This window comes from Bifidobacterium sp. LH_558 (genome assembly GCF_056356295.1).
Genome location: NZ_JBKETZ010000005.1, coordinates 184,738 through 210,702, shown reverse-complemented (window position 1 = coordinate 210,702; position 25,965 = coordinate 184,738). Strand labels below are relative to the sequence as shown.

The window sequence follows — 25,965 nt, the reverse complement described above, 5'->3', positions numbered from 1 at the left end:
CATCGGCTGCATACTAGTCGCGGTTGCCCAGCAACTGCAGAATGTAGAGGAACATGTTCACGAAGTCGAGATAGAGGTTCAGCGCGCAGATGACCGAGATCTTCTTGATCATCTCCGGGCCCTGGGTCTCGTAGGCGGCGAACAGCGCGCGCGTCTTCTGCGCGTCGTAGATGGTCATGCCGGCGAACAGCACCAGGCCGATCGCGCACACGATCTGGGTCATGCCGTCGACCTGCAGGAACATGAGCACCACCTGCGAGATGATGAGCACGATCAGGCCGACCAACAGAATCGGGCCCGCCTTAAGCATGTTGAACTTGGTGGTCATGCCGAACATCGTCAGCGCGAAGAAGAACGCGGCGGTGATGCCGAGGGCGATGCCGATCGAACCAAGGTCGTACACCATGAAGATGGAGGTCAGGGTGAAGCCCATCAGGGCGGCATACACGTAGAACATGACGCGGGCGGTGCCGGCCTTCATCTTCATGATGCGCGCGCCGAGAATCACCGCAAGGGCGATCTGCGCGACGCACAGGCCGATGATGCCGACCAGACCGGTGGCCATGATGAAGGAGTAGTACGCGCCGGTCATCTGGCCGAGCACCGCGACCACGGCGGTGACGATCAGACCAATGGTCATCTCACCGTACGCCCTGGTGACGGAGACGCGACGGGCCTCCTCATAGGAGTAGGCCATCTGCGCGTCCATGGTGGCGGTGCCGCCCATGCCGTTCGCGGCGTAGGCGTACTGGCCCTGGTTCTGCGCGTATTGCGGCGCCTGCTGGTAATACTGCTGCCCGTATTGGGGCTGGCCATACTGCTGGCCGTTGAACTGCTGCGGCTGAGTGCCGTTGCGCTGGGGCTGCTGACCGAATGTCATAATCGCTCCTTTTGTCGACTTGCCCCCATCGTAGTGGACATTCCCTTACAATTCCATGGGAACGCTCGGCTCGGGGCGAACACGCACGGTTTCATCACGCGCTCGGCTTGTTTTCATTACGCATCCGACCCTCTTTTGTCGCATAAGGCGCGCCCCGGCTCAATTGGCTCGATGCCGGGAGCGCGCCTTCGATGGTCGGGTCATCGCCTAGCTTAAGGTGAAGGTGCGGGTCACCTTGGAGTCGTCGGTGATGGAGAAAAGCGCGGTGACGTCGACGGTGATCGGCGAATCGTCCTGCAACACGTATCCGAGCGTGACCCTCGCGGTGGCGCTCGGCTGCGCTTCGGCCAGATAGGAGCCGGAATCGTAGCCTTCCGGATTGTCCATGTAAATGGCGGTGCTCAGTTCGGTGCCGTTCTGGAACACCTGCGGATTGGCCAGCGCCGCGAAGGAGTTGTTCTTCTCGGTGGCGTTGGTCCACTCGTAGGTGACCAGCACGGTGGCGTTGCCCTCGTAGTCGTTGCCGCTGCGCGTGGCGGAGACGATGCTCACATGGGCGCCTTCGATATCGCCCTCCCCTTCCTGCTCTCCGCCGGAGGCCGCGGAATCGTCGGCATCGTCGCCGGAGGATGCGTCGGCATCGCCATCGGCGTCGGCTTCCGCGTTCTGCGAGGTGTCGATGCCTTTGGCCTCTTTGGCGGCGTCGTCCATGGCCTTGACGGTCGCTGATTGGATGGCCAGCGTCATCACCACGGACAGCACGCACACCACCGCGCCGGCGATGGCCAGCCCCTTGCCGTGCTTCTTGCCGCGGAAGGTGCCCACCAGGGCCACGATGGCGAACACCGCGCCGATCACGCCCAGGATGGCGGCCAGATTGTTGATGATGGGGATGAAGCTCAGGATCAGCGCGATGACGCCCAACACCAGTGCGACGATGCCGGCCACGGTGGTGCGGCGGGGTTGGGCGGGCGCGGGAGTCTGAGCCGGGGCGGGAGCGTTGGGCATGCCCGAGGCGGGCGGGACGGGTGCGGTGGGAGAGGTCATTGTATCCTTCTTTCTCGTGTCGAACGAGGCGAATCTCGTACGATACCGACGCTATCGGCCCGCGCACGTGCGCGTCAGTGTACGAACGGCCATTTGCGATTGCCTGTTCGGGCAACCACGCCCCGTCGATTATGACCGCATGTCCAATGGCACTGCGGGGGCGCTTGGCAATACAGTGGACCTCATGACCGCATCAGCCCCGATCCCCAGCCCGCCGTCCAGGCCGGCGCCGACCCCGACTCCGCCGAACCGCCGTTTCCGGCGTTCCTCGCCGTGGACGCTCGGCATGTTTCAAGACGCGGACGACGAGGTGCCGGTGCGTACGCGACTGTGGTGCACCATCGTGATGATTCCCGTCGCCGCGTTCTGCTGCCTGATGCAATGCGCGTTCGCCGCCCAGCAATACATGGACGAACCCCAAAACGGTATGTACGTGTGGATGATCGTCAGCACGATGTTGGCGTTCGTGTTTCCCTTTCTGCTGCTCGCCCGATCGCGCTATCCGGAGCTGGTGTTTTGGCTGTGCTGCGCCGTCGTGCTGATATTCCCCTATGATCCGATGCTGCTGTTGATGGCGTTGACCGCGCTGCTCGCCCGCCGCAGCGCCGCCAAACGCACGGTACGGGCGGTTGGCGCGGCGACCGTCATCGTCGTTTGGGCGCATCTGCGCGACGCCCTCAACACGCCGGAGTCCTCGCTCTGGCACATGATCTTCGCCAAACCGAACACTGGTCGCAACGGCGTGCCATTGGAGATGCTCACCGGAGAGACCCCGGTGATCGTCACCGCGGTGAGTGTGGCGCTGATCGCGGTGGTGATCGCCACACTGATCGGCCTGCATATCCGCTCGAGAGCCAATCTGCAAACCGTCAAAGCGCGCGCCGATGCGGCCACAAGCCATGCGGCCACGCTGCAAAGCGACCTGAACAACCAGCAGTTGGCCGATGCCATCGCGGCGGAGGCGCACGACACGCTGGCCCATTCGCTGTCGTTGTTGGCGCTGAACGCGAGCGCGCTGCAGGCGGAGGCCGGCAAGTTGGAGTCGTCCGCGCAGGCGCAGGCGCTGGTGCGTCAGTGTGAGGACATCCGCAGGCAGGCCGCCGGCGCGTTGGATGAGGCGCATGCGATCATCGATATGCTCAGGCATCCGCAGCAGGCTTGGGAGCAGCTGATCCCTTCCGACGAGACGGCGCTGACGCGCGATTCCCTGGACGCGCTGGTCGGCGACGCCCGCAACGCCGGCACGCGGCTCAACACTTGGATCGACATCCAACAGCTCAGCGGATTGGATGAGGGCATCGGCAAAATCGCCTATCGCGCCATCCAGGAGGGGTTGACCAACGCGCGCCGTCATGCGCCGGACGCTCCGGTCTCATTGGAGGTGACCGCGAATCCCTCGCACGGCGTGCATGTGCATGTCAGCAATCCAGTACCGCAGGCAACCGCCGCGACGGTCGACGGCGCGGGCTTTCCCACGCGGGCGGACTCGCCTGCGGCATCGCTGACAACATCCAACCAAACGCCCGTCATCCACACCTCCACCCAGACGGTTCCTGCCGGCATCCCGCATGCCGAGCCGCGTTCGCATAACGGACTCGCCGGACTGACGGCCCGCGTCGCCTCCGCGCATGGCGCATGCCGATATGGGGTCGACGACCGCCTCGTGTTCCATCTCGACGTGCGCCTGCCGTGGATTGCGTCGGCGCGCCGCTAGACTGGATGCTCGTGAGCGAAGTGCAGCAGGGTGATTCCATACGCGTCAGCGTCATCGACGACGATCCGATGATCTGTCAGGCGATGAGCCTGATTCTTACCGATTATTCCTCGGGGCGCATCCATGTGGTGTCCACATCCACCGACGGGGCGACCGCGGTGGAACGGGCGGGAAGCGAGCATCCCGACGTGGTGCTGATGGACATCGCCATGCCCGGCATGGACGGCATCGAGGCGACCCGTATGCTGCGCGCCCTCTCCCCCGCGCCCCATGTGCTGATTCTGACGTCGCTCAGCCCGTCCAACACGGTCGAACGGGCGATCGAGGCGGGCGCGGAGGGCTTCGTGTCGAAAACCGACGCGCCGGAGGAGATCATCCGACGCGTGCTGGGCGTGTGCGAGGGAACACCCCAATTCAACATCGCCAGCCAACGGCAACTGATCGGCGATCTGACGGCGCAGCGGCCGCAGTCGCGTCGCGATGAGGCCCGCGCCCTGTTGGACGCGCTGCCCGAACGCGAGCGCGAGGCGGTGGTGCTCGCCGCGGAGGGTTACACCAACGCCGAAATCGCCGCCCGCATGTTCATTTCCGAGCGCACCGCCAAAGCCCACCTCTCGTCGGCCTCCGACAAGCTGAGCATGGGCCGCGTGCAAATGGCCCGTCTGGTGGAACGCGCCGACATCCCCGCCCGCCTATGAGTGTACGAGTTCGATGTCATTGTCGGACATCTCTTCGCGGGCGGCCTGTCCGAGTTCGGCGCTGACCGGCACGGTGAGGTCGGTGAACACACGCACATCGTAGCCGAGCCGTTGCGCGTCGAGCGCGGTTTCCTTGACGCAATGCGATTCGGCGATGCCGACCACGTCCACTTGGGTCACGTCGGCGTCGGCGAGCGCGGTGGCGAGCGTCCTGCCCGCCTCGGCTTCGGCGGCGACCTCGTCGCGGGTTTGGATGCGGTCGGTGTTGTCTTCGATGCCCTCGAAGCCCGAGTAGGCGGCCGAGTATTGGCCCTTTTTGAAGTGATGCGCGATGTTCAGCGCTTGGATGGCCGGATGCAGGTCGGCGGTCGGCGTTCCCGCTTTGCCGTGGACCGGCCAGGTGTCCACGAAGTCCGGCTGCTCGGACCAATGCTCCCCCGGCTCGATGTGCCAGTCCTGCGTGGTGGCGATGTACGCGTATTCGTCGCCGTGCGCCGTCACATACTCGGCGATGCGCTCAGCCACCGCGTTGCCGCCTTCCACGCCAAGCTCGCCGCCCTCGCAAAAGGTCGGCTGCACGTCCACCACAATCAATGCCTTGCGTACCATATCGGCCTCCTTCTTGCCCACAACCATCATAGCCATGCGAGGACTTGCTTGGGGGTCATGCACATTCCGGGAAAATGATCGATGAGCTGTTCATCGTAGGTGACGACGTATTTGGCCAATACCGTATCCGCCGCGGCCATCACCAGATTGTCCTCGAAATCGGGATGATGCCTGCGTAATTCCATAGCGTCCTCGCATACATCTTGGTCGACGCTCACGATTCCGTACAGCATCATCGCATCACGAACGGCCTGCCAAGAGGCGTCACGGATCCGCGAATCCAACTCACGTTGAGACAAACCGGCATTATTGCGCGACAATTGGCGCCGGTACACGCGCGGCATGATATAGAACATGTCTTTCAACGACGTGGCCGCCAGCAACACATCGACGTCCTTGTCCACACATGTATCCAAGAAACGTCGAATCTCGTCAACGGTTATTTCATTGCCCAAGGCGTAGTTCAGCGCCACATTGGTGTCCACCATGACACGAGTTCGACGGTGGCGGCGAGGCAGATCAGACATGACGAATCACCCCGCTGTATTCCAACGGCGGATATGATCGCCCGCCTTCTCGCCATACATCAACTCGCGAAGCGCCTCATTGGAAAGATAATCCTCTCCGAACGAAGCATCCTCGATGATGTTCGCGTCAAGCAGTTCACGAGTCGCACGGCCTGCCGCACAAGCGATCGCCCGTTTGCGCTCCGCACGGTCCGATTCCGCCTGAGTCATAAACTCGGGAAGGTCACGGTTGCGATCCAGGTATTCCCAGAGCGAACGCACCGCAGCGCTTGGGCTGATGCCTCTGTCGGACAGCACTTTGTCGCCGCTCTGCTTCAGATCCGTTTCCAACCGCACATTCATCTGCGTCGTCGCCATCACACACCTCCCAACTGCTATACAAGTATAGCAGTCTTAGGGGTCGCATATGGCAAGTCACAACGTCACGCGATTCCAATACTCCGGTTTGGGAATGCTGCGAATCGGAGAACACACCGCAATCGCAAGCCCGACGATCGCGCAAGCCAACGCGAGCGCCGCCACCGAGAAAAAACCGCCCCTCGTCTGCAGCAGATAGCCGATCAGGGCCGGGGTCAACGCGCCCAACAGGCCGACCGTGGTCTCGAACACCGCCGAGGCGCGGCCTTGAAAATCCTCCGGCGTCTTCCCGTAGATGAATCCCAACAGGGCGGCATTCAACGCAGGGAACGCAAGTCCGGCCAACCCTTGGCTGACGAGCACCACAGGATAGGCCGTCGATACCAGCAATAAGATGAGGCTCACCACGAAAATCGACAATGCGCCGATAATCAGTTTTCCAGTCGGCACACCATCCACCAGACGTCCCGACAGCGAGGAGCCAATCAACGCGCCCATGCCGCTCACCGTGCTCACCACTCCGATAAGCACGGGATCGACGCCTTGATCCGCAAGCGTGATCTGCAAGCCCACAACGGCACCGACGCAGGCGACATTGACCGCCGCCCCCATGACCATAGCGGCCAAGAACACACGTTGAGACATGGCCCATACCCAGCCGTCGAAGAACTGTTTCAGAAAAGAGTCCCCGTCCGTCGCGGCGTCATCATGCCTATGCTGCGTTCCCGTATGCTTCGGAAGCCCCAGCGCAGTGACGGCACTGGCCAGATACAGCACCGCCGAGACCAGAAAAGGGCACCATTGCGTCACTTTATAGAGGAATCCCGCAACAGCTCCGCCGGAAAGCTCCACGCACGCCTCACGACCTTCACGAATGGCCTGAGCCTTGGCGAATCTCTCCATAGGGACGATGGATTTCAGAATCGCATCATTCGATGACCCCAGCAATCCATTGACCACGGCGAACAACGCGATGATCAAAGCGAACGACCATGTGCTTAGCCGTTCAGCCAAAAGGCACGCCGTTGCCGCGATGGACAGGCCCGCGCCCAGCACTCCCAATGCGATCATCATATGTCGCCGATTCCAACGGTCGGCCAGAGTGCCTCCGAACGGGAGGAGAACCAGAGCAATCGTTGATTCAATCGCAACGATCATGCCTGCCACGAACTGGGAACCAGACAGCTGCAGCGCCAGTAGCGGAACAACGAAAGACCTCAAACTAACCGCGCACACGTCGGATGTATCGGACACAAACCACAGCCGATACGCCGCGTTTTCCCATAGTCCGTTTTTCTTCGTATCCATATGCGTCACGTTATATCGTTTTTTTTGAAGCGCTTCCGGCATCTCGCTAGGCGGCTCAGACAGATGAGCGGGTATCACAGCCGCCTATTCCAACAGTGCGGGTGGGCAAATCTACATATTTGGCTGGCATAGGATATTCCGCTAACGTGGACGATTCGACACTTACTGTTTATTCATCCACGCTGAGGGCCCTGTCAGTGTGGACGATTCGTCAGCAACCACCCATTCACCCACACTGAGCACCCCGTCAGCGTGGACGATTCGACATAAACCAACAATCCATCCACACTGGCGGCCGTCAACGTGGATAATCCGTCAGCAACCGCCCATTCATCCACACTGAGAACCCTGCCAGCGTGGACATTCCGACATAAACCAACAATCCATCCACGCTGGCGACCGTCAACGTGGACGATTCGTCAGTTACCGCCCATCCGTCCACGCCGAGGATCCTGTCAGCGTGGGCGGATGGGCACCTTCTATCCAATCATCCACGCCACCGGCCATCGTCATCTTGACGGCTATGATGAACCGCATGGAACAGCATGCGGATCATACGCGCAAGAAGCGCAACTTGGGCGATACGGTATGCCGGTGGCTGGTGGCATTGCAGATCATCGCCACCGTGGCCGTCATCGCATTCGTGGCGATTGAGGGATTCAGCGAGGACGGCGACCACACATTGGTGCTGAACTTCTGCACCTTCTCCTCGACGGTGATCATCACCCTGATTTCCATTGTGATTCTCTGGACGGAGCTGATGCGCGGCTTTTGGACCGTGCTGGCGATGCTTATTCTGCCCAGCATCGAATTCACGCTTGGATGCGTCGGCGCGACCCTGATGCTGGTGCAACTGGGCGTGCACGGGCTGGCGATGGTCGGCCAGTTCGGACTGATTCTCGCGCCGTTCCTCGGATTCCTGAACAACGCGATTCCCACCACGCATCAGGCGATGAAAGACAAGGAGCTCGCCGACTTACGCGGCGTGCATCGGGCGAACAAGGCGCGCGAGCAGCAGATCCAACGATTGGCGAAGCACGCGCCGGAGCATGAGCTCTCCCCTCGCCCTCAGGCGCAGACTTTCGAGGAACCGTTCCGATGGCGGGAAATCGTCAAATCCATCGCGCTGGCGCTGGCGGCCTTGGCGTACATCCTCGGGTTCCTGTGGCGCTAAATAGCGCATCTCTGCCGCAGCCCACATTGCAGCCAGCGCCTTATTGCACAGCAACGTCCGAGGCGACGAATAACCCGCCGGTCATTCCCGTGCCCCATTGCAAGCAACGTCATGAGCGTGTGACGTTGCGCAGCCATCGGTGGCGACGGTAGTGCAGCAAGGCGGGGATCATCTTGATGCATTCGTCGGTGTTGAGCAGCACATACACCCATAGCACCGGCAGATGCCAGACGAACGCCGCCAACAAGCCGATGGGCACGACGATCACCCACATCACGATGGAGTCGCAGGCCAGGCCGAAGCGCACGTCGCCTCCGGCCGGGAAAATGCCGCCGATGGTCAGTCCCGTCATTGATTTGCAGGCCGCATAGTACGCGCACACCAGCAGCATAACCGACAGGTAGTCGTGGGCCTGCGGAGTCAGCGAAGCCAGTTCCAGCACCAGCGGTCGGATGGCGAGAATCACCAGTCCCGTCAGCACGCCGACGATCGCGGACAGCAGGCAGAAGCGTCGGCCGGCGAGTTTCGCCCCGGCGAAATCGTTGCGCCCAAGCATGTTGCCGACCATGATGCTGCCGGCGTTGCCCATGCCGCTGCACATGCACACCAGCAGATCCTTGACGATGTTGGCGACCGCGTTCGCGGCCACGGCGTCGGCGCCCAGATGCCCCATGATCACGGTGTACATGGTGAAGCCGCATCCCCATACGAGCTCATTGCCCAGAAGCACGATGGTGTATCGCCAAAAATCCTTGCGCAACGCGGCATCCGGATGCGTGATATGACGCCAACGCAATCGAACCACGCCGATTCGCCTGATAAGCAGCAGCGACCATGCCAGTTCGATGCCGCGGGAGACAATCGTGGAGATCGCGGCACCTTCGACACCCAACGCGGGGAGACCACCCACGCCATAGATCAGCGGCAGGTTGAGCGTCACATGGATGATGACGCCCACGGTGCTGATCATCATGCTGGCCGTGGCCGCGCCGATGTTCTTCAGCAGACAGATGGCCATCTGCGATATTCCGATGAACAGATAGGAGACCGAGGAGACGCGCAGGTACCGCGCTCCGAGAGCGACCAGGGTGGCGTCGTTGGTCATCAGCGACATCAGGAATTCGGGCACGAGCAGCGTCGCCACGGCGAACAGCGTGGCCACCAATCCCGCATACCGCACCACGAAGCCGAACACGCGCTCCACCGCTCCCCTGTCCCGCGCGCCCCAATACTGCGCCACAAGCATGCTCATGCCGAGAATCAACGCGGCGAGGATGAGATTGAAGATGAATTGGAATTGCGTGGCGAGCGAGACGGCGGATAGTTCGTTCTGTCCGACGCCGCCGAGCATGAGTCCGTCCGCGCATGACGACAGCGCCAGCATGAACTGCTGGAATGCGATGGGCAGCGCCAGCGTGAACACATGGGAGAGAAACTCCCGCCGTGGCATCGTCTCTGCGGCATCGGCGGTGGATTGCGGATCGGGCATCGCATAGACCTTTCTCGATAGAAGAAACATACGCAGTATTTCGGATACGATAGGAAATATTGATGAAGAATTGTAGTATCTACCGGAAGGCGGCCATGATGAACCATCCGACCGATAATTCGCCGCAATACAAGGAATCCACGGCCAAAACCGACGGAAGCGGCGTTCCCACCTCCGATTTGCCGTTGATTCCGGTCACGCCCAACGACCGGCTGCCCAGCGGCGCCGAGGTGGTGCGGTACGACGGTCCGATGTTCTTTTCGTTCACCGAGCATTCGCTGCTCAGCCAGTATCCGCATATGCGCGCCGAATGCCATTGGCATGTCGATTTTGAGTTTCTGCATGTGATTCGGGGAAGCATGCGGTTCTTCGTCAACGGCGACGTCGTGCGTCTTGACGAAGGGCAGGGCATCTTCGTCAATTCGCGCCAATTGCATTATGGATTCGACTTGGACGGCCGAGACTGCGAGTTCGCCTGCACGCTGCTCAATCCCCTGCGGTTCGGTGTTCTGCCGCAGCTCACGCAGCGTTACGTCGCGCCGTTGATGGAAAACAAACGACTGCCGTATCTGGTGATCGATGGTGGACGAGAGGAGGGGCGACGCATCCTGGAGACGCTGGACCAGCTGCTGAAAAGCCGCGTGTACGCCGACGATCTGTCGCCGCTGACCGTGGCCAGCGGCTTCTACGCATTGGTCAGGGATGTGTTGGCCCTATCTGAAACGGCACGGCCGACGGATGGCGCGCATCCGCATCTGGCCGCGCTCAGCGCCATGGTCGAGTTCGTGCATGGCCACTTCGACCAACCCATCACCCTGGCCCAGATCGCCGAAGCGGGATCACTTGGCCGCACCGCCTGCACGACGACGTTTCGCCGGTATCTTGATCTGACGCCGATCGAATTCGTCACCGACGTGCGGGTTCGGGCCGCCGCACGGCTGCTGACGGCCACCGCGCTGCCGGTGAACGCCATCGCCGCGCGGACGGGATTCGCCTCCGCCAGTTTCTTCACACGCACGTTCCGCACTGTCATGGGCACCACACCGTCGCAATACCGTCGGCGCGCCCTCGCGGATTAGCCCTTCGATTCGTCGCGGCGCGTGATGGAATCCTTCCATGCGTGGTATTCGGCGGCCTTGCGCTCCCAATACTCACGGTCCGCGTCGCCGATCTCGCGCACGACACGGCAGGGGTTGCCCACGGCCACGCTGTGCGAGGGGATGTCTTTGACGACCACCGAGCCCGCGCCAATCACCACATCGCTGCCGATGGTGACGCCCGGGCAGACGGTCACGTTGCCGCCGAACCACACGTCGTCGCCGATGGTGATGGGCAGCGCGCCTTCGGGGCCGGATGCGCGCACGGCGGCGTCGATCGGATGGTACGGGGTGAGCAGGTTGACGCGCGGGCCGAAGAACACGCGGTCGCCGATGGTGATCGGCGCCACGTCGAGGAAGATGCAATCCATATTGGCGTAGAAGTTCTTGCCGATGGAGATATTGGCCCCATAATCACAGTTGAACGGCGGCTCGATGAACGAGCCTTCGCCGTATGAGCCGAACAGTTCCGAGAACAGAGACTTGCACTCGTCGAAGGCGTCGTAGGCGGAGTTGTTGATGGCGTGCACGAGGCGGCGCTTGCGCATGTTCAGCTCCTGCAGCTGCGGATCTTCGGCGACATACAGTTCGCCGGCGACCATGCGGTCGTACTGGCTGGCGAATTCGGGGGTCGATTGCGTGGTCATGACTGGTTGTACGCTCCTTCGTCGTTCGTATGTCAATCGTTTTACGTTTGTCGACGCATCAACTTTACCTAGTACAATCCCCCGCCGCGACAGTTATCGATTGCACTATCCTCCTCATTACTTGCATTATCTACCGCATACTGCACTCGTTATCAATGAGCGCGGAGGCACAACGCCTTCCGCATTATTTTCGATCAACACCGGTTTCGCGCAAGGCGGCTTTGACGGCCAACTTGATGACATGGACGTGGGCCGTGGCCCTTGAAGAGCCACGGCCCACGTCTATCGCTGTATGCCCGCGTGCCGGTTACTGGCGCATGAGGTTGCGTAGCACGTACTGCAGGATGCCGCCGTTGCGGTAGTAGTCGGCCTCGCCGGGCGTGTCGATGCGCACCACGGCGTCGAATTCGACCACGGAGCCGTCCGTGCGTGTGGCGGTGACATGAACCGTCTTCGGGGTCACACCGCTGTTGAGTTCCTCCACGCCGGCGATGTCGTAGACTTCCGTGCCGTCGAGACCGAGGGAGGCGTAGCTCTCCCCGGCGGGGAACTGCAGCGGCAGCACGCCCATACCGATCAGGTTGGAGCGGTGGATGCGTTCGAAGCTTTCGGTGATCACGGCCTTGACGCCGAGCATCACCGTGCCCTTGGCGGCCCAGTCGCGCGAGGAGCCGGTGCCGTACTCCTTGCCGGCGAGCACGACCAGCGGAACCTCGTTGGCGATGTAGTGCTGCGCGGCCTCGAAAATCGTGGTCGGCTTGCCGTCGAGGAAGTCGTAGGTGAATCCGCCGGGCGTGATCTCCTCGCCCACCGAGGCGAGCAGCTGGTTCCTCAGGCGGATGTTGCCGAAGGTTCCGCGCACCATAATCTCATGGTTGCCGCGGCGCGAACCGTAGGAGTTGAAGTTCTTCTGCTCCACGCCACGCTCGGTCAGGTAGCGTCCGGCGGGGCTTTCCGCCTTGAACGCGCCGGCCGGGGAGATGTGGTCGGTGGTGACGGAGTCGCCGAGCAGGGCGAGCACGCGCGCGCCGTGGATGTCGGCCACAGGTTCGGGCTGGGCGCTCATGCCGTCGAAGAAGGTCTGCTTGCGCACGTAGGTGGAGGCGTCGTCCCATGCGAAGAGGTCGCCTTCGGGCACGTCGAGGCCGCGCCAGCGCTCGTCGCCATCGAACACGGAGGCGTAGTCCGTGACGAACATCTCACGGCTGACGGTATCGGCCACGACCTGCTCGACCTCGGCGTTGGAGGGCCAGATGTCCTTGAGGAACACGTCGTTGCCGTCCGGATCCTGCCCCAGCGGCTGAGTTTCGAAATCGAAGTCCATCGTGCCGGCGAGCGCGTAGGCGATGACCAACGGCGGGGAGGCCAGATAGTTCATCTTGACGTCCGGGCTGATACGGCCTTCGAAGTTGCGGTTGCCGGAGAGCACGGCGGTGACGGTCAGGTCGTTCTCGTTGATGGCCTTGGAGATTTCGGGCAGCAGCGGGCCGGAGTTGCCGATGCAGGTGGCGCATCCGAAGCCGACGAGCTGGTAGCCGAGCGTGTCGAGGTCGTCCTGCAGGCCGGCCTGCTTCAGATAGTCGGCCACGACCGGGGAGCCGGGCGCCAGCGAGGTTTTGACCCACGGCTTGGGGGCCAGGCCCTTGGCGACCGCGTTGCGGGCGATCAGACCCGCGGCGATCATCACGGAGGGGTTGGAGGTGTTGGTGCAGGAGGTGATGGAGGCGATGGCCACATCGCCGTTCTTCACGTCGAAGTCGCCGCGGAAGTCGGTGGAGACGGCGATCGGCTCGCTTGCGGTGCGATCGGTGGTGTAGGCGGGCAGCGTCTGCTCGAACTTGGCTTTGGATTCGGCGAGCACGATGCGGTCCTGCGGGCGCTTGGGTCCGGCGATGGACGGCACCACGGTGCCCAGATCGAGCTCCAGATACTCGGAGTAGCGCGGTTCCACATAGCCTTCGGCCGTGGTGTCGCCCCACAGCTTGTTGGCCTTGGCGTAGGCCTCGACGAGCGCGACCTGCTCCTCGGAGCGGCCGGTCAGGCGCAGATAGTCGAGCGTGACGTCGTCGATCGGGAAGATGCCGCAGGTGGAGCCGAATTCGGGGCCCATGTTGCCGATGGTGGCGCGGTTGGCCAGCGGCACGGAGGCGATGCCTTCGCCGTAGAACTCCACGAACTTGCCGACCACGCCGTGCTGGCGCAGCATGTCGGTGATGGTGAGCACCACGTCGGTGGCGGTGACGCCCTCGGGGATGGAACCGGTGAGTTTGAAGCCCACGACGCGCGGCACGAGCATGGAGATCGGCTGTCCGAGCATGGCGGCCTCGGCTTCGATGCCGCCCACGCCCCAGCCGAGCACGCCCAGGCCGTTGACGGTGGTGGTGTGCGAGTCGGTGCCCACGCAGGAGTCGAGGTAGGCGAGCTTGCGTCCGTCGTTCAGGCCGGATTCCTTGGACATGACCACGGAGGACAGATATTCGATGTTGACCTGGTGGATGATGCCGGTTCCCGGCGGCACGACGCGGAAGTTCTTGAACGCCTGCTGGCCCCAGCGCAGGAACTGGTAGCGTTCGCCGTTGCGCTGGTATTCGATGTCCATGTTCTGTTCGAGCGCGTCGGCCACGCCGTACTTGTCGATCTGCACGGAGTGGTCGATGACCATGTCGGCCTGCACCTGCGGGTTGATGACGTCCGGGTCGCCGCCGAGGGCGGACACGGCGTCACGCATGGTGGCCAGATCCACGACGCAGGGCACGCCGGTGAAGTCCTGCATCACCACGCGCGAGGGCGTGAACTGGATCTCGTGGCTCGGCTCGGCGTCCGGATCCCAGTCGAGCAGCGCCTTGACATGCTCGTCGGTGATGTTGGCCCCGTCGATGTTGCGCACGAGGTTCTCGACGAGCACCTTCAACGAGTAGGGCAGGTGGTCGACGCCGGGAAGGTCGTCGATGCGGTAGTAGTCGAAATCCTTGCCTGCGACCTTCAAAGTCGACAGCTGGTCGTCGCGAACGGACATGCTTCCTCCGAGCTTGAAATAACGGCTGTGATGCTGTTGATTATCCGCTTCGGATGGTACAAGAACGTTACCGGCCCTCTGGCGTGTCGGCTTGTTATGTGAGATTATGCCCCGACACAAATTTGGCCACGTGAGGAGCGACCCACAGGCAGACGAAGAAGATGATGGCCGATCCCACCAAGGCGAGCAGCGTGGCGACCAGCGTGCTGCCGGTGGGCAGATGCAGGGCGAAGAAGCTCGCCACGAAAGGTATGAACATACCGATCACGCCGGCCGCGGCGAAGAACGCGACCAGTCCCCCGCGCCAGCTGTTAAGCGGCTGCGCCACCCGTGCGAGTACGAACACGCCCATCAGGAACAGGATGATCGCGCTGGTGGATCGCAAGGCCGCAAGGTCGGCGTCGGAGTTGACGATATCCCATCCCATGATGGGCGGGAGGAACCATGCCGCGCACAGCACCGACAGGCCGGTGGCGATGCCGCCCGGCAGGGCGAAGCGCACGACACGTTTGAGGAAGCCAGGGATGTAGCGGCGCGTGTTCGGCGCGAGCGCGAGGATGAACGCGGGCACGCCGATGGTCAGCGCCCCCACATAGGTGATGTGGCGGGGCAGATAGGGGTAGGGAATCGCCGTGAGCACCACGCCGAGGGAGATCAGCGCGGAGTATACGGTTTTGACGAGGAAGAGCCCGGCGACGCGCTCCATATTGGCCATGACCTGGCGGCCGCGCGCCACCACATCGGGCAGATGGGAGAATTTGGAGTCGACGAGCACCACTTGGGCCACGGCTTTGGTGGCGGGGGCGGCGTTGCCCATGGCGATGCCGAGATCGGCCTCTTTGAGCGCCAACGAATCGTTGACGCCGTCGCCGGTCATCGCCACGACGTGATGCTGCAGATGCAGCGCCTCGACGATGGCCTTCTTCTGGTCGGGCAGCACGCGGCCGAGCACGTCGACGTTCTCGAGCACGCGGGCGAGTTCGGCGGTGTCGCTGGGCAGGTCACGCGCGTCCATGAACACGGGTTCGCGGCTCCCCGTGAGCCGGACCTTGCGGGCGATCGCGCCGACCGTAACCGGATTGTCGCCGGAGATCACGCGGCAGCGCACGCCCTGCTCACGGAACCATGCGAGCGTCTCTTCGGCGTCGGATCGGATGCGTTCGGAGCACAGCACCAGCGCGACGGGCACGCTGGCGGGGTCGAGCCGCGGATTCTCCGCGAAGTCGGCGGGAACGGCCGAATCGGAGCGCACGATAAGCAGCACGCGGTTGCCGTCGTCGGCATACTCGTTGACTCGGGCGAGGATGGCCGTGTGATCGCCGTCCAGCGCGGAGAGGATCACCTCGGGCGCGCCCATGGTCCATACGAGATCGAGGGATCTGACGATGGCGCTCCATTTGCGTTCCGATGAGAACGGTATGCGCTCGGCGACCTCGCCGGCCGAATATCCCCGCTCCCCCAGTCCCGCCAGCACGGCCTGGCCGGTGCCGTTGGGGCTTTCCTCGTTGGCCAAGTCGTACAGCGCCTGCAGCACGACGGACTCATCCACGCCGTCAGCAACGCCGGCAACGTCAGTAACGCCGGCAGCGTCAGCATTATCGGCAGCGGCTCCGGTACCGCGGATGACAGACGCATCGGAACCCGCTCCCTGCAGCATGACAAGTTCGGAGAAGGCGATGCCGCCGTCGGTGATGGTGCCGGTTTTGTCGAGGTTCAGACAGTCGACGCGCGCGAGCGTCTCCACCGATTCCAGCTCCTGCACCAGCGTGTTCTTGTAGGCCAGACGCATGGCGGCCACCGCGAAGTTCAGCGAGGTGAGCAGCACCAGTCCCTCGGGGATCATGCCGACCACGCCGGCCACCGCGGAGACGACGGCCTGCCGCCATTCTCCGGTGGCGAGCGCGGCCTGCCATCCGCCCACGGTACCGATCTGCGACCAGACCAGCAGCACGCACAGCGGCACCACCAGGAAGGTCATGAATTTAAGAATGGTGTTGATGCCCTTGTTGAGGTCGGAGACGGTTTTCTTGTAGACCTTCGCCTGCGCGGTGAGCGTGGCCGCATAGGAGTGTTCGCCGACCGCGTTCACGCGCGCGAGCGCCAGTCCGGAGACCGCGGTGGAACCGGAGTAGGCTTGGTCGCCTTCCGATTTGCGTACGGTGCGCGATTCGCCGGTGAGCATCGATTCGTCGAGTTCAAGCCCCCAGGTCCGCAGGATTTCGGCGTCGGCCGGCACCTGTTCGCCCGATCGGATCCACATGAGGTCGTCGAGCACGATCTCATCGTGCGGTACTTCGACGTCCCGCCCGTCGCGACGGACCAGAAAATCGGAGGCCACGAGAATCGACAGCTTGTCGAGGGTGCGTTTGGCTTTGAATTCGGTGACGATGCCGATGCCCGTGTTGACGATGATGACGAAGCCGAACACCGCATCCCTCCACGATCCGGTGATCAGCACCAGCACCATCGCGGTGAGGATGATGCCATTGAACAGCGTGAACACGTTGGCCCGCACGATGTCGGCCACGGATCGGGAGGTGGAGGTCTTCACCTTGTTCACCTGCCCGGATTCGACGCGGGAGGCGACTTCGGCCGCGCTCAGGCCGTTCTGGTCCGTCTGGGGCATGGAAAGACTTGCGCTCATGTGCTCCAGCCTAGCGTGTGCCGCCCGTCTCAGCCATCAGCCTATAGTCGGATGTCGCATAATGGGGCACCACTGCGGGCGTTACTGCGTGATATTGGTGGTGACCATGATCTCGCGTTCGTGCGGATCGTCGCGCACGACGTCCATCAGCGCCTCATCGATGGGCGTGGCGTCCGTGGCGCGGTCGTTGATCTTCCAAGCGACCGCGTATAGGGTGTCGTCGTCGGGCGGCTGTTGGGGGTTGAGCAGAGCCACGGGGATGCCGGCCTGACGCGCCTCGCCCAGCACCTCATCCCATGATTGCGCCGTTTCGTCGGTGACGGCCATGCCGCTGACCACCACCACGTCAACCGCGCGGGCGACCATATCGAGCACGGCGTCCTGCGCCGTCTGGACGGTGTCGTTCATCCCCTCCACGGAGGCGTACACGGTGGCGATGCCGCCCGTGTCCAAGGCATCCAGCACCAGCCGGTCCGTGGCGATGTCACCGCTGCCGACCAGCGCGGCCTTGGTGTCGGCCCGACGGTTCGCGTCATGCTCCACCCGCGGCTCAGTCTCCTTGGCATCGCCCACCGCGGCATCCGGCGGCACGCAGGCGGCCGACGACAGCACGGCGGCCGCGCATGCCGCCGCCGCAAGGCTTCGTGTGATCGCTACTGTGGCACGCATGCTCACCTGCGGAACAGGGCGACGGTTTCGACGTGGTGCGTCATCGGATAGATGTCGTAGGCGCGGATATCCGCCAGACGGTAGCCCTGTTCGGTCAAGGTCGCGGTATCGCGGGCGAGACTGGTCGGATCGCAGGCCACGTAGATGATGGACCGCGGGTTGGCCGCGGCGATCTGACGGCAGACTTTGGCCCGTGCGCCGGCGCGCGGCGGATCGAGCACCACCACGTCCGGGCAGGACAGATGCGCGGGAACCTTGTTCAGGGTGGCCATCACATCACCGCAGCGGGCGTCCACATCGGAAAGATTCATACGCCGCAGATTGCGCTGGGCGTGCTTCACCGCGGTTTTCGCGCCTTCGACGCTAAGCACGCGCGTGCGTTCGGCGATGCGCGTGGCCAGCGGCAGGGTGAACAGGCCGGAGCCGGAGTACAGATCCCACAGGCAGGCGGCGGTCGCGCCATCCATCTCCTGCTTGACCAGGTCGATCACATGGTTGGCGAGCGCCACCGGTGCTTGGCGATGCACCTGCCAGAAACCGTTGGCGTCGACCTCGTAGGCGAAGCCATGCCCGTCGATGCGGGCGATTTCGGTGAGCGTGCGCGATCCGGCGGCGAGCTCGCCATCGACGAGCACGGCATAGTTCGAACCGACCATGGCGTTCTCCATACGCGGCTCGGGCACGGACAGGCGGATCTGCGCGCCCGGCTCGTAGCCGCCGTTCCACACATGCTCCGATTCGGCCACGTCAAGCAGCGTTTTGGTGGCCAGCGGCATGGTGTTCAACGGCACACGCACATGCGTGCCGCGCCGGCGCATCGAGGGCATGCCGTTCTCGTCGGCGATCATTTCGATGCGGGTGCGCCAGTGCAGTCCGCCCAGCTCCTCGTCGCCGTCCGCGCGTTCGATGGGCACAGCCACCTCCACGTGTCCCAGACGGCTCATCTGCTCGGACACGGTGACGGCCTTCCACGTGAGCTGCCCTTCCAGACTCACATGCACCAGATCGGCGCCGCCGCAGCCGCCGCCCATCGCCAACGGCCCGGCCAGGGTCCAGACGGGCTCGACGCGGTCCTTGCTGGCTTCGATCACTTCGACGACCTCGCCGGTCCAGAAGCGCTCGTCGCGGTCGCAGGGCTCGTCGAGCTTCACGCGCACCAGTTCGCCGGGCAGGGCGAAGCGCACGAACACCACACGGCCGTCGATATGGCCCACGCAACGGCCCTGGTCGGCGTATCGTTCGATTCGGATTTCGGCTTCCATACGGTCCTCTCTCAGTTCCGGCGCATACGGCGCACCGGAAGCGGCTTGTCGGTGTGGTCAGTCGGTGTTGTCAGCGGTGGATTCAGCACTGTCGGGTTCGGATTCGGCGGTCGTAGCAAGGGCGTTATGCCGATGCATGGGCGTGGCGATGATGAGATAGGACACCCAGATGGCCAACGCCCAGAAGGGAATACCCATCACCAGTCGGGCGGTGCCCAGCAGCGCCACATGGTTCGTCAGATACAACGGCACCTGCACCACCAGTCGCACGGTGAACAATCCCATCCACAGGGCGGTGACGATCATATACGCGCGCTTGAGCGCGGCGTCGTCCATCCAGCCGCGGAACCATGCGCGGAAATGCTCGGTGGGCAGCTGGCGGATGAATTCGACTATCAGGCCGAGTCCCGGCACGCGCGCGATCAGCGACGCGCCCAACAGCACGGCGTACACCGCGTTGGTGATGAAGCCGAACATGTAGTAGTCGCGCGCCTCATGCGTGCGCCACGCCCAGATCAGGCAGATGCCCACCGCGATCATGCCGCTGACCGCGCCCATCACGGATTGGCGCTGCGCCAGGCGGATGATCACCTGCACCACGGCCAGGGCCGCGGAGACGCCGATGGTGAGGTTCAGGTCGGAGGTCACGACAAACAGCACAACGAACACGAATCCCGGCAACATCGATTCCACGACGCCGCGGGGACCGCCGATCGCGTCGATGACGGAGAAATCGTCATCAGTGTCGGCGCTCGCCAACGCGCCCAGACCGGTGCGTTTTGTTTCAGCCATGTCGCCTAGCGAATTTCGGAGAACATCGGACCGCGGGACAGGGTGGTTTTCACTTCGGTCTGCTGGTCCTGGTCGAACGGGCCTTTGGGCTGGTCGGGAATGTTCTTGAGATGATTGTCATCCGCGTTCTCGCTCGTCTCGCCTTCCGCCTTGGCTTTGGCGGCCTTGCGTTCGGCCGGAGAAACGGGCGGATGCATGGGGATGAGGTCGCGCGGGGCGAGCGGTTCCTCGCCGCGCTCCACCACGATGTCCGCGAAGAAACGGTTGAGGGCCTCGGTCTCGTCGGCGTTAGCGTCGACGGCGGCCTTGCCGGAGAAGATGCCGCGCAGCATCCAACGCGGTCCGTCTACACCGACGATGCGGGTGGTGACGGTGCGTCCGCCCTTGACATGGACGGGAAGCTTCAGTTCGGTGCCGAACACGCCCTCCGCCTCGCTGGCGGTGGAGTTGGCCTCCAGCAGGTCGGCGCGCACTTCGTCCCACAATCCCATGCTCTTGGGTGCCGCGAAGGCTTCGATCTCCAGGCTGGAGGAGCCGTAGGTGATGGTGGCGCCGAGAATCTGCTTCGAGGCGCGGTTGGCTTTGATGCGCAGTTCGATGCCTTTGAGGAACGGCAGATAGTAGGCACCCAGGTCGAGGTAGTCGTCGTAGTCGGGCACGTCCTCGTCGTTCACATCCCACGGGCCCTGGGTTTCGCCGCGGCCTTCGTAGGATGCGGAGGGCTCGGGCAGCACGACGATGCCGTCGACCGATTCACCCTCGTCGGGTTCGGTGTTCTCGGCCAGTTCGGCGTCGGCCTTCACTTCATCGTCGACGACCGCGTCATCCTTGGCCTTCTTCTTGCCGAATCCAAACAGTCCCATTGGTTATCCTCGTTTCAGTCGGGCGGTGTGGTGCAACCGTGACAAGCCTAGCACTTACGCTTGGAAACACCTGAATATTCTCTATGGTTACAACGCTTTAACCGTTTCGGCATGAGCTCCGACGGAATTTCAACGTTTTGGGAGCCCATGTGGTCAAAGCGTTGTCGAGAGCGGCTCTCACACGTCGTAGGTGACGCTCAACGGCGCATGGTCGGACCACCGCAGCTCGTAGGTGGGCGCTTTGTCGATCACGAAACCGCGCGCGGTCTGCGCGAGCTCCGGCGTGGCGAACTGGTAGTCGAGACGCCAGCCCACGTTGTTGTCGAAGGCGCGTCCACGTTGGCTCCACCATGTGTACGGGCCTTGGATCTCGCCGGCGAGGTCGCGCATCACATCCACGAACTCGTACTCCCCCAGCCAGCGGTCCACATAGGCGCGTTCCTCGGGCAGGAATCCGGCGTGCTTCTCGTTGGCTTTCGCGTTTTTGATGTCGAGCGGCGTGTGGGCGATGTTGAAGTCGCCGCACAGCACGGCCTGCTTGCCGCCGCGGGCCGCCTCGTCGCGCAATTCGCCCAGTCGCGTGAGCATCGCGTCGAGGAAGCGGTATTTCTGTTCCATTTTGACCGGATCGTCCGTATTGCCGGCATGCACGTACACGCATGCGACGGTGATGCCGTAGCCCTGCGGCGTGGTCACGTCCGTCTCGATCCAACGCCCGGAGTCCACATCCTCGTTCAGTCCGGCGAGTCCGTATCGGGTGTCGGTGACGGGCAACGCGCTCAACAGGCCGACTCCGGCGCGCCCCTTCACGCGGCACACCTCGTTGACGCGGGAGAGCTCGCCGGGTTCGGCTATGCGCCCGGCGGTCATGTATCCGAAGGCGAAGGCATCGTAGATCGGGTCGATCTCCTCCTGCGGCGCGCGCACCTCCTGCATGCACCACACGTCGGGCGTGTTGCGTTCCGCCCATTCCTCGATGCCTTTGCGCCGGGCCGCGCGGATGCCGTTCACATTCGAAGTGGTGATGGTGATCATGGATTCCGACCTTAGCAGCGAGACGCGATACCGGCGCGGATACGTAAGAACCCCGGTCCTGTCCAATGGACACGACCGGGGTTCGTGAGGCGCTGTTGCGCTGTGTGCTCATGGCCCGACGTTCACAGCCCGACGGGCCGGGCGGCTCAGTCCAGACCGAGCTGGAGCTTGCCGCCGGGGATGGCGTCGAGCAGATCGCGCGTGTACTGCATCTTCGGATGCTCGAAGACCTCGTCGGTGGTGGCGTGCTCGACAAGCCTGCCGTGCTGCATCACCACGACCTCGTCGGCGATCTGGCGCACCACGGCCAGATCGTGGGTGATGAACAGGTAGCTCAGGCCCTTTTCGGCCTGCAGGTCGTTGAGCAGGCGCAGCACCTGGTCCTGCACGAGCACGTCGAGGGCGGAGACGGCCTCGTCGCACACGATCACATCCGGGTCGAGCGCCATAGCGCGCGCGATGGCGATGCGCTGGCGCTGGCCGCCGGAGAGCTCGTTCGGGTAACGTCCCATCACGGACTCGGGCATCTCGACCATGTCGAGCAGCTCGCGCACGCGGTCGCGACGGCTCTTCTTGTCGCCGATGCCGTGGATGCGCAGCGGCTCCTCAATGGAACGGTAGATCGAATACATCGGATCGAGCGAACCGTAGGGGTTCTGGAACACCGGCTGCACGTGGCGGCGGAAATCCAGCAGCTCCTTGCCCTTGAATCCGGCGATGTCGCGGCCCTCATAGGTCACGGTGCCGGCCGTGGGCTCAAGGAGCTTCAGCACCATGTTCGCCACGGTGGACTTGCCCGAGCCGGACTCGCCCACGATGGCCATGGTGGTGCCGCGCTTGACGGAGAACGACACGTCGTCCACCGCCTTGAACAGCTCCTTCTTACGCGGAAGCTTGAACTCCTTGGTCAGATGGTCCACGACGATGATGTTCTCGCTCTTCTCGAGCTTGGCCTCATCGGTGACGTGGTGCTCCATCAGCTTCGACGCGTCCTCGCCGCGCTCCTTGGCGGAGATGATGCGTTGCGAGGCGAGCGAGGGGGCGGCCGCGACCAGACGCTTGGTGTAGGGATGCTGCGGATGCTGCAGCACCTCGAGCGAGGGGCCGGATTCGACGACCTGGCCCTTGTACATCACGACGATATGCTGCGCGCGTTCGGCCGCGAGTCCCAAATCGTGGGTGATGAACAGCACGGCGGTGCCGAGCGAGTCGGTCAGATCGTGCAGGTGGTCGAGGATGCGCTTCTGCACGGTCACGTCGAGCGCGGAGGTCGGCTCGTCGGCGATCAGCAGATCGGGGCGGCAGGCCAGGCCGATGGCGATCAGCGCGCGCTGGCGCATGCCGCCGGAGAACTCGTGCGGGAACTGGCGCGCGCGGGTGGCGGCGTCGGGCAGGCCGGCCTCGGAGAGCAGACCGGCGATGCGGTCGTCCATGGTGGAGCCGGTCACGTACTGCTTGGCGATGGCCCAGGCCTTCTCATCGGCCACGCCGGCCTTGATGAGGTCGTCGGCCACACGCCAGCGGGTTTCGGAACCGGGCACCCATTCCTCGGCGAAGTACTTCATCGAGTTCTCGGCGCGTTCGCCGGTCAGTCCTGCTTCTGCGATGGCGGCCTTGGCGGCATCCATCAGCGCGGGCAGCTCCTTGGAGCCGATGAAGGTCTCGTCGTCGTTGCCTTGGATCTCGACCTCGTCGCCGGCCAGAGCCTGGGCCAGGGCGGCGCGCTTCTCGTGGGCCACGTCCATGCCGTTGGCCGTGAGGGCCTCCTTGACCTGGGTGCCGATGCGCCACACCGGGTTGAGGTTGCTCATCGGATCCTGGGGCACCAGGCCCATCTTGGAGCCGCGCAGCTTGTCGAATTCCTTCTGCTTGTAGCCGGAGATCTCCTGGCCGTCGAGCTTGATGGAACCGCCGACCACCTTGCCGGTGCCGGGCAGCAGGCCCAGCACGGCCATGGCCGAAGTGGACTTGCCGGAGCCGGATTCGCCCACGATGGCCACCCACTGGCCGGGGTAGACGCTGAAGGAGGCGTTGCGCACGGCGTGCACGGAGCGCTTGTCGTCGGTGGTGAAGTCGACCTGAAGGTCCTTGACCTCCAGCAGGGGACCCTGCTGGCGCTGCAGCTCCTCGATGGTGATGGCGTTATTGGTGTTGCTTGTTGTTTCGCTCATCGTTTCCTCCGATCAGGCCGTACGGCTCTTGGGATCCAGCGCGTCCTTGACGGCGTCGCCCATCATGATGAAGGCGAGCACGGTGATGGCCAGCGCGGCGGACGGATAGAACAGCACGGCGGGGTTGGTGCGCAGCAGGCTGCGGGCGCTGGAGATGTCGGCGCCCCAGCTGACCACGGTGGTGGGCAGACCCAGACCGAGGAAGCTCAGCGTGGCTTCGGAGACGATGTAGGAGCCGAGCGAGGTGGTGGCGATCACGATGACCGGCGCCAGCGAATTGGGCACCACGTGGCGCGCGAGGTTGCGCAGCGGCGTGGAACCGAGCGCCGTGGAGGCAGTGTTGAACTCGAGGTTCTTCGCCTCCATCACGGAGCCGCGGGCGATGCGGGCGAACGACACCCAGCCGAAGAGCGCCAGCACGAGCACAACCTTCCAGATCGAGGAGGAGGTGCGGAACATCTGCAGCACGACGATGGCGCCCAGCAGGAACGGGATCGCGTAGAAGATGTCGGTGACGCGGCTGAGCAGCGCGTCGATCCAGCCGCCGAAGAAGCCGGCCACCGCGCCGATGACGCCGCCGACGATGGCCACGATGATCGTGGTCAGAATGCCGACGCTCACCGAGGTACGCGCGCCGTAGATCACGCGGGAGTACACGTCGCACCCCTGCAGGTCGTAGCCGAAGGGATGTCCGGCAGAGGCGGGCGCCTGCGAGAAGTTCAGATCGCAGTAGGTCGGGTTCTGCTTGGTGAACAGCTGCGGGAACAGCGCCACGATGAGGATGAAGATGATCAGGACGCCCGAGATGATGAACAGGGGGTTCTTACGCAGCGTGCGCCACGCGTCGGCCCACATGCTGGTGGCCGGCGCGGACTCGTCCACGGAGTCGACCTGCTGTAGCGGGGTCTCCTCGATGGGCGCCACATAGCGCTCCTGTCCGGGCAACGTCTTGCTTGCGGGGGGGAAAGTCGAATTGTTCATGGTTCCGTCTGTCATTGTTCCTCCCCTTGTCACGCGTACCGGATGCGCGGGTCGAGCACCGCGTAGAGCATATCGACGATGAGGTTGCACACCACGAAGATGAGCACCAGCAGGGTCACCGTGGAGACCACGATGTTGCTTTCGCCCTTGAGGATGCTCTGGTAGAGCAGATAGCCGACGCCGTGGATGTTGAAGATGGTCTCCGAGATCATCGCGCCGCCCATCAGCGCGCCGAGATCGGCGCCCAAGTAGGTGACGACGGGGATCAGCGAGTTGCGCAGGATATGGCGGGCGATCACGCTGCCGTTGCCCATGCCCTTGGCGCGGGCCGTGCGCACGTAGTCCTCGGCGATGTTGGAGGAGACCTCGGTGCGGGTCAGTCGGATGATGTAGGCCATCGACACGGAGCCAAGCACCATGGCCGGCATGAGCAGGTCGATGAAGCCCGGGTCGCTGCCGGCGGTCACGGGCAGCAGGCCCCACTTGACGCCGACGAAGTACTGCAGCACGAAGCCGGTGACGAAGGTCGGCACGGAGATGAGCAGCAGGGAGACGACGAGGATGACGGTGTCATACCACTTGCCCTTCTTCAGGCCGGAGATGATGCCGAAGACCACGCCGAAAATCGCCTCGAAGACGAAGGCCATAAGCGCCAGCTTGATGGTGACGGGGAACGCGCGCGCGATCTCGCTGATCACCGGCTGTCCGGAGAACGTCTTACCGAAGTCGAGCGTCAGCGCGTTCTTGAGGAACAGCAGGTATTGGATGATGAACGGCTTGTCGAGATTATATTCGGCTCGAATCTGCGCGGCGACGGCTTCGTTCACCGGCTTGTTGCCGAACATCGCGGCCACCGGATCACCGGGAAGCGCGAAGACCAGCGCGTAGATCAGCAGCGTGGTGCCCAGCACCACCGGAATCATCTGCAGAATGCGCCGCAGGAGGTATCTGCCCATGGGCCCTCTCCTTTTCACATTGTGTCGTA

Annotated in this window: 22 protein-coding genes; 4 read left to right on the top strand and 18 right to left on the bottom strand. The window is 63.4% G+C overall.

What is annotated here, in order from left to right:
• Positions 1–13 precede the first annotated feature (13 nt).
• A complete protein-coding gene (locus AC1AV0_RS08205; protein WP_476572896.1) occupies positions 14–880 on the bottom strand; it encodes a Bax inhibitor-1/YccA family protein in 867 nt (288 codons plus the stop codon).
• Positions 881–1,087: 207 nt separating this feature from the next.
• The gene (locus tag AC1AV0_RS08200; protein ID WP_476572895.1) at positions 1,088–1,927 is read right to left on the bottom strand and encodes a DUF5067 domain-containing protein; all 840 of its coding nucleotides are present in this window, start codon (positions 1,925–1,927) and stop codon (positions 1,088–1,090) included.
• Between the two features lie 346 nt (positions 1,928–2,273).
• On the opposite strand from AC1AV0_RS08200, the gene AC1AV0_RS08195 reads away from it, so the two are divergent.
• Complete coding sequence (locus AC1AV0_RS08195) at positions 2,274–3,641, top strand: sensor histidine kinase (protein WP_476572994.1); 1,368 nt, start codon at positions 2,274–2,276, stop codon at positions 3,639–3,641.
• Between the two features lie 11 nt (positions 3,642–3,652).
• Positions 3,653–4,339 carry a response regulator transcription factor gene (locus AC1AV0_RS08190; protein WP_476572893.1) on the top strand — a complete coding sequence of 229 codons (687 nt, stop codon included), beginning with the start codon at positions 3,653–3,655 and terminating at the stop codon, positions 4,337–4,339.
• Here AC1AV0_RS08190 and AC1AV0_RS08185 read toward each other — a convergent pair.
• The 4 genes from AC1AV0_RS08185 to AC1AV0_RS08170 are packed head-to-tail and all read right to left on the bottom strand — an operon-like array spanning position 4,334 to position 7,140.
• Positions 4,334–4,975 carry an isochorismatase family protein gene (locus AC1AV0_RS08185; RefSeq protein ID WP_476572992.1) on the bottom strand — a complete coding sequence of 214 codons (642 nt, stop codon included), beginning with the start codon at positions 4,973–4,975 and terminating at the stop codon, positions 4,334–4,336. The two genes, AC1AV0_RS08190 and AC1AV0_RS08185, sit on opposite strands and share 6 nt — an antisense overlap.
• The gene (locus AC1AV0_RS08180; RefSeq protein WP_476572891.1) at positions 4,975–5,475 is read right to left on the bottom strand and encodes a type II toxin-antitoxin system VapC family toxin; all 501 of its coding nucleotides are present in this window, start codon (positions 5,473–5,475) and stop codon (positions 4,975–4,977) included. Before AC1AV0_RS08180 ends, AC1AV0_RS08185 begins: the two co-directional genes overlap by 1 nt.
• Positions 5,476–5,481: 6 nt before the next feature.
• On the bottom strand, positions 5,482–5,832 hold the full coding sequence (locus AC1AV0_RS08175) for a type II toxin-antitoxin system RelB/DinJ family antitoxin (protein ID WP_476572890.1): 351 nt from the start codon (positions 5,830–5,832) through the stop codon (positions 5,482–5,484).
• A gap of 57 nt (positions 5,833–5,889) precedes the next feature.
• Complete coding sequence (locus tag AC1AV0_RS08170; protein ID WP_476572888.1) at positions 5,890–7,140, bottom strand: MFS transporter; 1,251 nt, start codon at positions 7,138–7,140, stop codon at positions 5,890–5,892.
• Positions 7,141–7,675: 535 nt separating this feature from the next.
• Between AC1AV0_RS08170 and AC1AV0_RS08165 the strand changes: the two genes are divergently transcribed.
• Positions 7,676–8,314, top strand: a complete 639-nt coding sequence (locus AC1AV0_RS08165; RefSeq protein WP_476572886.1) for a hypothetical protein — start codon at positions 7,676–7,678, stop codon at positions 8,312–8,314.
• A gap of 109 nt (positions 8,315–8,423) precedes the next feature.
• Here AC1AV0_RS08165 and AC1AV0_RS08160 read toward each other — a convergent pair whose 3' ends face one another.
• The gene (locus AC1AV0_RS08160) at positions 8,424–9,764 is read right to left on the bottom strand and encodes an MATE family efflux transporter (protein WP_476572990.1); all 1,341 of its coding nucleotides are present in this window, start codon (positions 9,762–9,764) and stop codon (positions 8,424–8,426) included.
• A 101-nt stretch (positions 9,765–9,865) separates the two neighbouring features.
• Between AC1AV0_RS08160 and AC1AV0_RS08155 the strand changes: the two genes are divergently transcribed.
• Positions 9,866–10,882: an AraC family transcriptional regulator gene (locus AC1AV0_RS08155; RefSeq protein ID WP_476572884.1), complete on the top strand. Its 1,017-nt coding sequence runs from the start codon at positions 9,866–9,868 to the stop codon at positions 10,880–10,882.
• Here the strand turns inward: AC1AV0_RS08155 and AC1AV0_RS08150 are convergent.
• The 11 genes from AC1AV0_RS08150 to AC1AV0_RS08100 form a co-directional block, all read right to left on the bottom strand.
• Positions 10,879–11,547, bottom strand: a complete 669-nt coding sequence (locus AC1AV0_RS08150; protein ID WP_476572882.1) for a sugar O-acetyltransferase — start codon at positions 11,545–11,547, stop codon at positions 10,879–10,881. The genes AC1AV0_RS08155 and AC1AV0_RS08150 overlap by 4 nt on opposite strands.
• A 307-nt stretch (positions 11,548–11,854) precedes the next feature.
• Positions 11,855–14,563: an aconitate hydratase AcnA gene (acnA, locus tag AC1AV0_RS08145; protein ID WP_476572880.1), complete on the bottom strand. Its 2,709-nt coding sequence runs from the start codon at positions 14,561–14,563 to the stop codon at positions 11,855–11,857.
• 94 nt (positions 14,564–14,657) lie between these two features.
• Positions 14,658–17,207, bottom strand: coding sequence for an HAD-IC family P-type ATPase (locus tag AC1AV0_RS08140; RefSeq protein ID WP_476572879.1), 2,550 nt, complete (start codon positions 17,205–17,207; stop codon positions 14,658–14,660).
• Between the two features lie 81 nt (positions 17,208–17,288).
• A complete protein-coding gene (locus AC1AV0_RS08135; protein ID WP_476572878.1) occupies positions 17,289–17,876 on the bottom strand; it encodes a sugar ABC transporter substrate-binding protein in 588 nt (195 codons plus the stop codon).
• Positions 17,877–17,878: 2 nt separating this feature from the next.
• On the bottom strand, positions 17,879–19,138 hold the full coding sequence (locus tag AC1AV0_RS08130) for a class I SAM-dependent RNA methyltransferase (protein ID WP_476572876.1): 1,260 nt from the start codon (positions 19,136–19,138) through the stop codon (positions 17,879–17,881).
• 57 nt (positions 19,139–19,195) lie between these two features.
• Positions 19,196–19,930, bottom strand: coding sequence for a DUF3159 domain-containing protein (locus tag AC1AV0_RS08125; protein ID WP_476572874.1), 735 nt, complete (start codon positions 19,928–19,930; stop codon positions 19,196–19,198).
• A 5-nt stretch (positions 19,931–19,935) separates the two neighbouring features.
• Positions 19,936–20,793, bottom strand: a complete 858-nt coding sequence (locus AC1AV0_RS08120) for a DUF3710 domain-containing protein (RefSeq protein ID WP_476572872.1) — start codon at positions 20,791–20,793, stop codon at positions 19,936–19,938.
• A 177-nt stretch (positions 20,794–20,970) separates the two neighbouring features.
• On the bottom strand, positions 20,971–21,828 hold the full coding sequence (locus tag AC1AV0_RS08115; protein WP_476572870.1) for an exodeoxyribonuclease III: 858 nt from the start codon (positions 21,826–21,828) through the stop codon (positions 20,971–20,973).
• Between the two features lie 146 nt (positions 21,829–21,974).
• On the bottom strand, positions 21,975–23,999 hold the full coding sequence (locus AC1AV0_RS08110) for a dipeptide ABC transporter ATP-binding protein (RefSeq protein WP_476572868.1): 2,025 nt from the start codon (positions 23,997–23,999) through the stop codon (positions 21,975–21,977).
• Positions 24,000–24,011: 12 nt separating this feature from the next.
• Positions 24,012–24,995, bottom strand: a complete 984-nt coding sequence (locus tag AC1AV0_RS08105) for an ABC transporter permease (RefSeq protein WP_476572866.1) — start codon at positions 24,993–24,995, stop codon at positions 24,012–24,014.
• A gap of 14 nt (positions 24,996–25,009) precedes the next feature.
• Complete coding sequence (locus tag AC1AV0_RS08100; RefSeq protein WP_476572864.1) at positions 25,010–25,936, bottom strand: ABC transporter permease; 927 nt, start codon at positions 25,934–25,936, stop codon at positions 25,010–25,012.
• Positions 25,937–25,965 lie beyond the last annotated feature (29 nt).

Excerpts from the sequence above, each read along its gene's own strand:
- AC1AV0_RS08100 (WP_476572864.1), bottom strand. The coding sequence starts at position 25,936 with ATGGGCAGATACCTCCTGCGGCGCATTCTGCAGATGATTCCGGTGGTG.
- AC1AV0_RS08105 (WP_476572866.1), bottom strand. The coding sequence starts at position 24,995 with ATGACAGACGGAACCATGAACAATTCGACTTTCCCCCCCGCAAGCAAG.
- AC1AV0_RS08130 (WP_476572876.1), bottom strand. The coding sequence starts at position 19,138 with ATGGAAGCCGAAATCCGAATCGAACGATACGCCGACCAGGGCCGTTGC.
- AC1AV0_RS08200 (WP_476572895.1), bottom strand. The coding sequence starts at position 1,927 with ATGACCTCTCCCACCGCACCCGTCCCGCCCGCCTCGGGCATGCCCAAC.
- AC1AV0_RS08180 (WP_476572891.1), bottom strand. The coding sequence starts at position 5,475 with ATGTCTGATCTGCCTCGCCGCCACCGTCGAACTCGTGTCATGGTGGAC.
- AC1AV0_RS08115 (WP_476572870.1), bottom strand. The coding sequence starts at position 21,828 with ATGATCACCATCACCACTTCGAATGTGAACGGCATCCGCGCGGCCCGG.
- AC1AV0_RS08185 (WP_476572992.1), bottom strand. The coding sequence starts at position 4,975 with ATGGTTGTGGGCAAGAAGGAGGCCGATATGGTACGCAAGGCATTGATT.
- AC1AV0_RS08140 (WP_476572879.1), bottom strand. The coding sequence starts at position 17,207 with ATGAGCGCAAGTCTTTCCATGCCCCAGACGGACCAGAACGGCCTGAGC.
- AC1AV0_RS08170 (WP_476572888.1), bottom strand. The coding sequence starts at position 7,140 with ATGGATACGAAGAAAAACGGACTATGGGAAAACGCGGCGTATCGGCTG.
- AC1AV0_RS08175 (WP_476572890.1), bottom strand. The coding sequence starts at position 5,832 with ATGGCGACGACGCAGATGAATGTGCGGTTGGAAACGGATCTGAAGCAG.
- AC1AV0_RS08120 (WP_476572872.1), bottom strand. The coding sequence starts at position 20,793 with ATGGGACTGTTTGGATTCGGCAAGAAGAAGGCCAAGGATGACGCGGTC.
- AC1AV0_RS08135 (WP_476572878.1), bottom strand. The coding sequence starts at position 17,876 with ATGCGTGCCACAGTAGCGATCACACGAAGCCTTGCGGCGGCGGCATGC.
- AC1AV0_RS08165 (WP_476572886.1), top strand. The coding sequence starts at position 7,676 with ATGGAACAGCATGCGGATCATACGCGCAAGAAGCGCAACTTGGGCGAT.
- AC1AV0_RS08125 (WP_476572874.1), bottom strand. The coding sequence starts at position 19,930 with ATGGCTGAAACAAAACGCACCGGTCTGGGCGCGTTGGCGAGCGCCGAC.
- AC1AV0_RS08110 (WP_476572868.1), bottom strand. The coding sequence starts at position 23,999 with ATGAGCGAAACAACAAGCAACACCAATAACGCCATCACCATCGAGGAG.
- AC1AV0_RS08205 (WP_476572896.1), bottom strand. The coding sequence starts at position 880 with ATGACATTCGGTCAGCAGCCCCAGCGCAACGGCACTCAGCCGCAGCAG.
- AC1AV0_RS08155 (WP_476572884.1), top strand. The coding sequence starts at position 9,866 with ATGAAGAATTGTAGTATCTACCGGAAGGCGGCCATGATGAACCATCCG.
- AC1AV0_RS08195 (WP_476572994.1), top strand. The coding sequence starts at position 2,274 with ATGATTCCCGTCGCCGCGTTCTGCTGCCTGATGCAATGCGCGTTCGCC.
- AC1AV0_RS08160 (WP_476572990.1), bottom strand. The coding sequence starts at position 9,764 with ATGCCACGGCGGGAGTTTCTCTCCCATGTGTTCACGCTGGCGCTGCCC.
- acnA (WP_476572880.1), bottom strand. The coding sequence starts at position 14,563 with ATGTCCGTTCGCGACGACCAGCTGTCGACTTTGAAGGTCGCAGGCAAG.
- AC1AV0_RS08150 (WP_476572882.1), bottom strand. The coding sequence starts at position 11,547 with ATGACCACGCAATCGACCCCCGAATTCGCCAGCCAGTACGACCGCATG.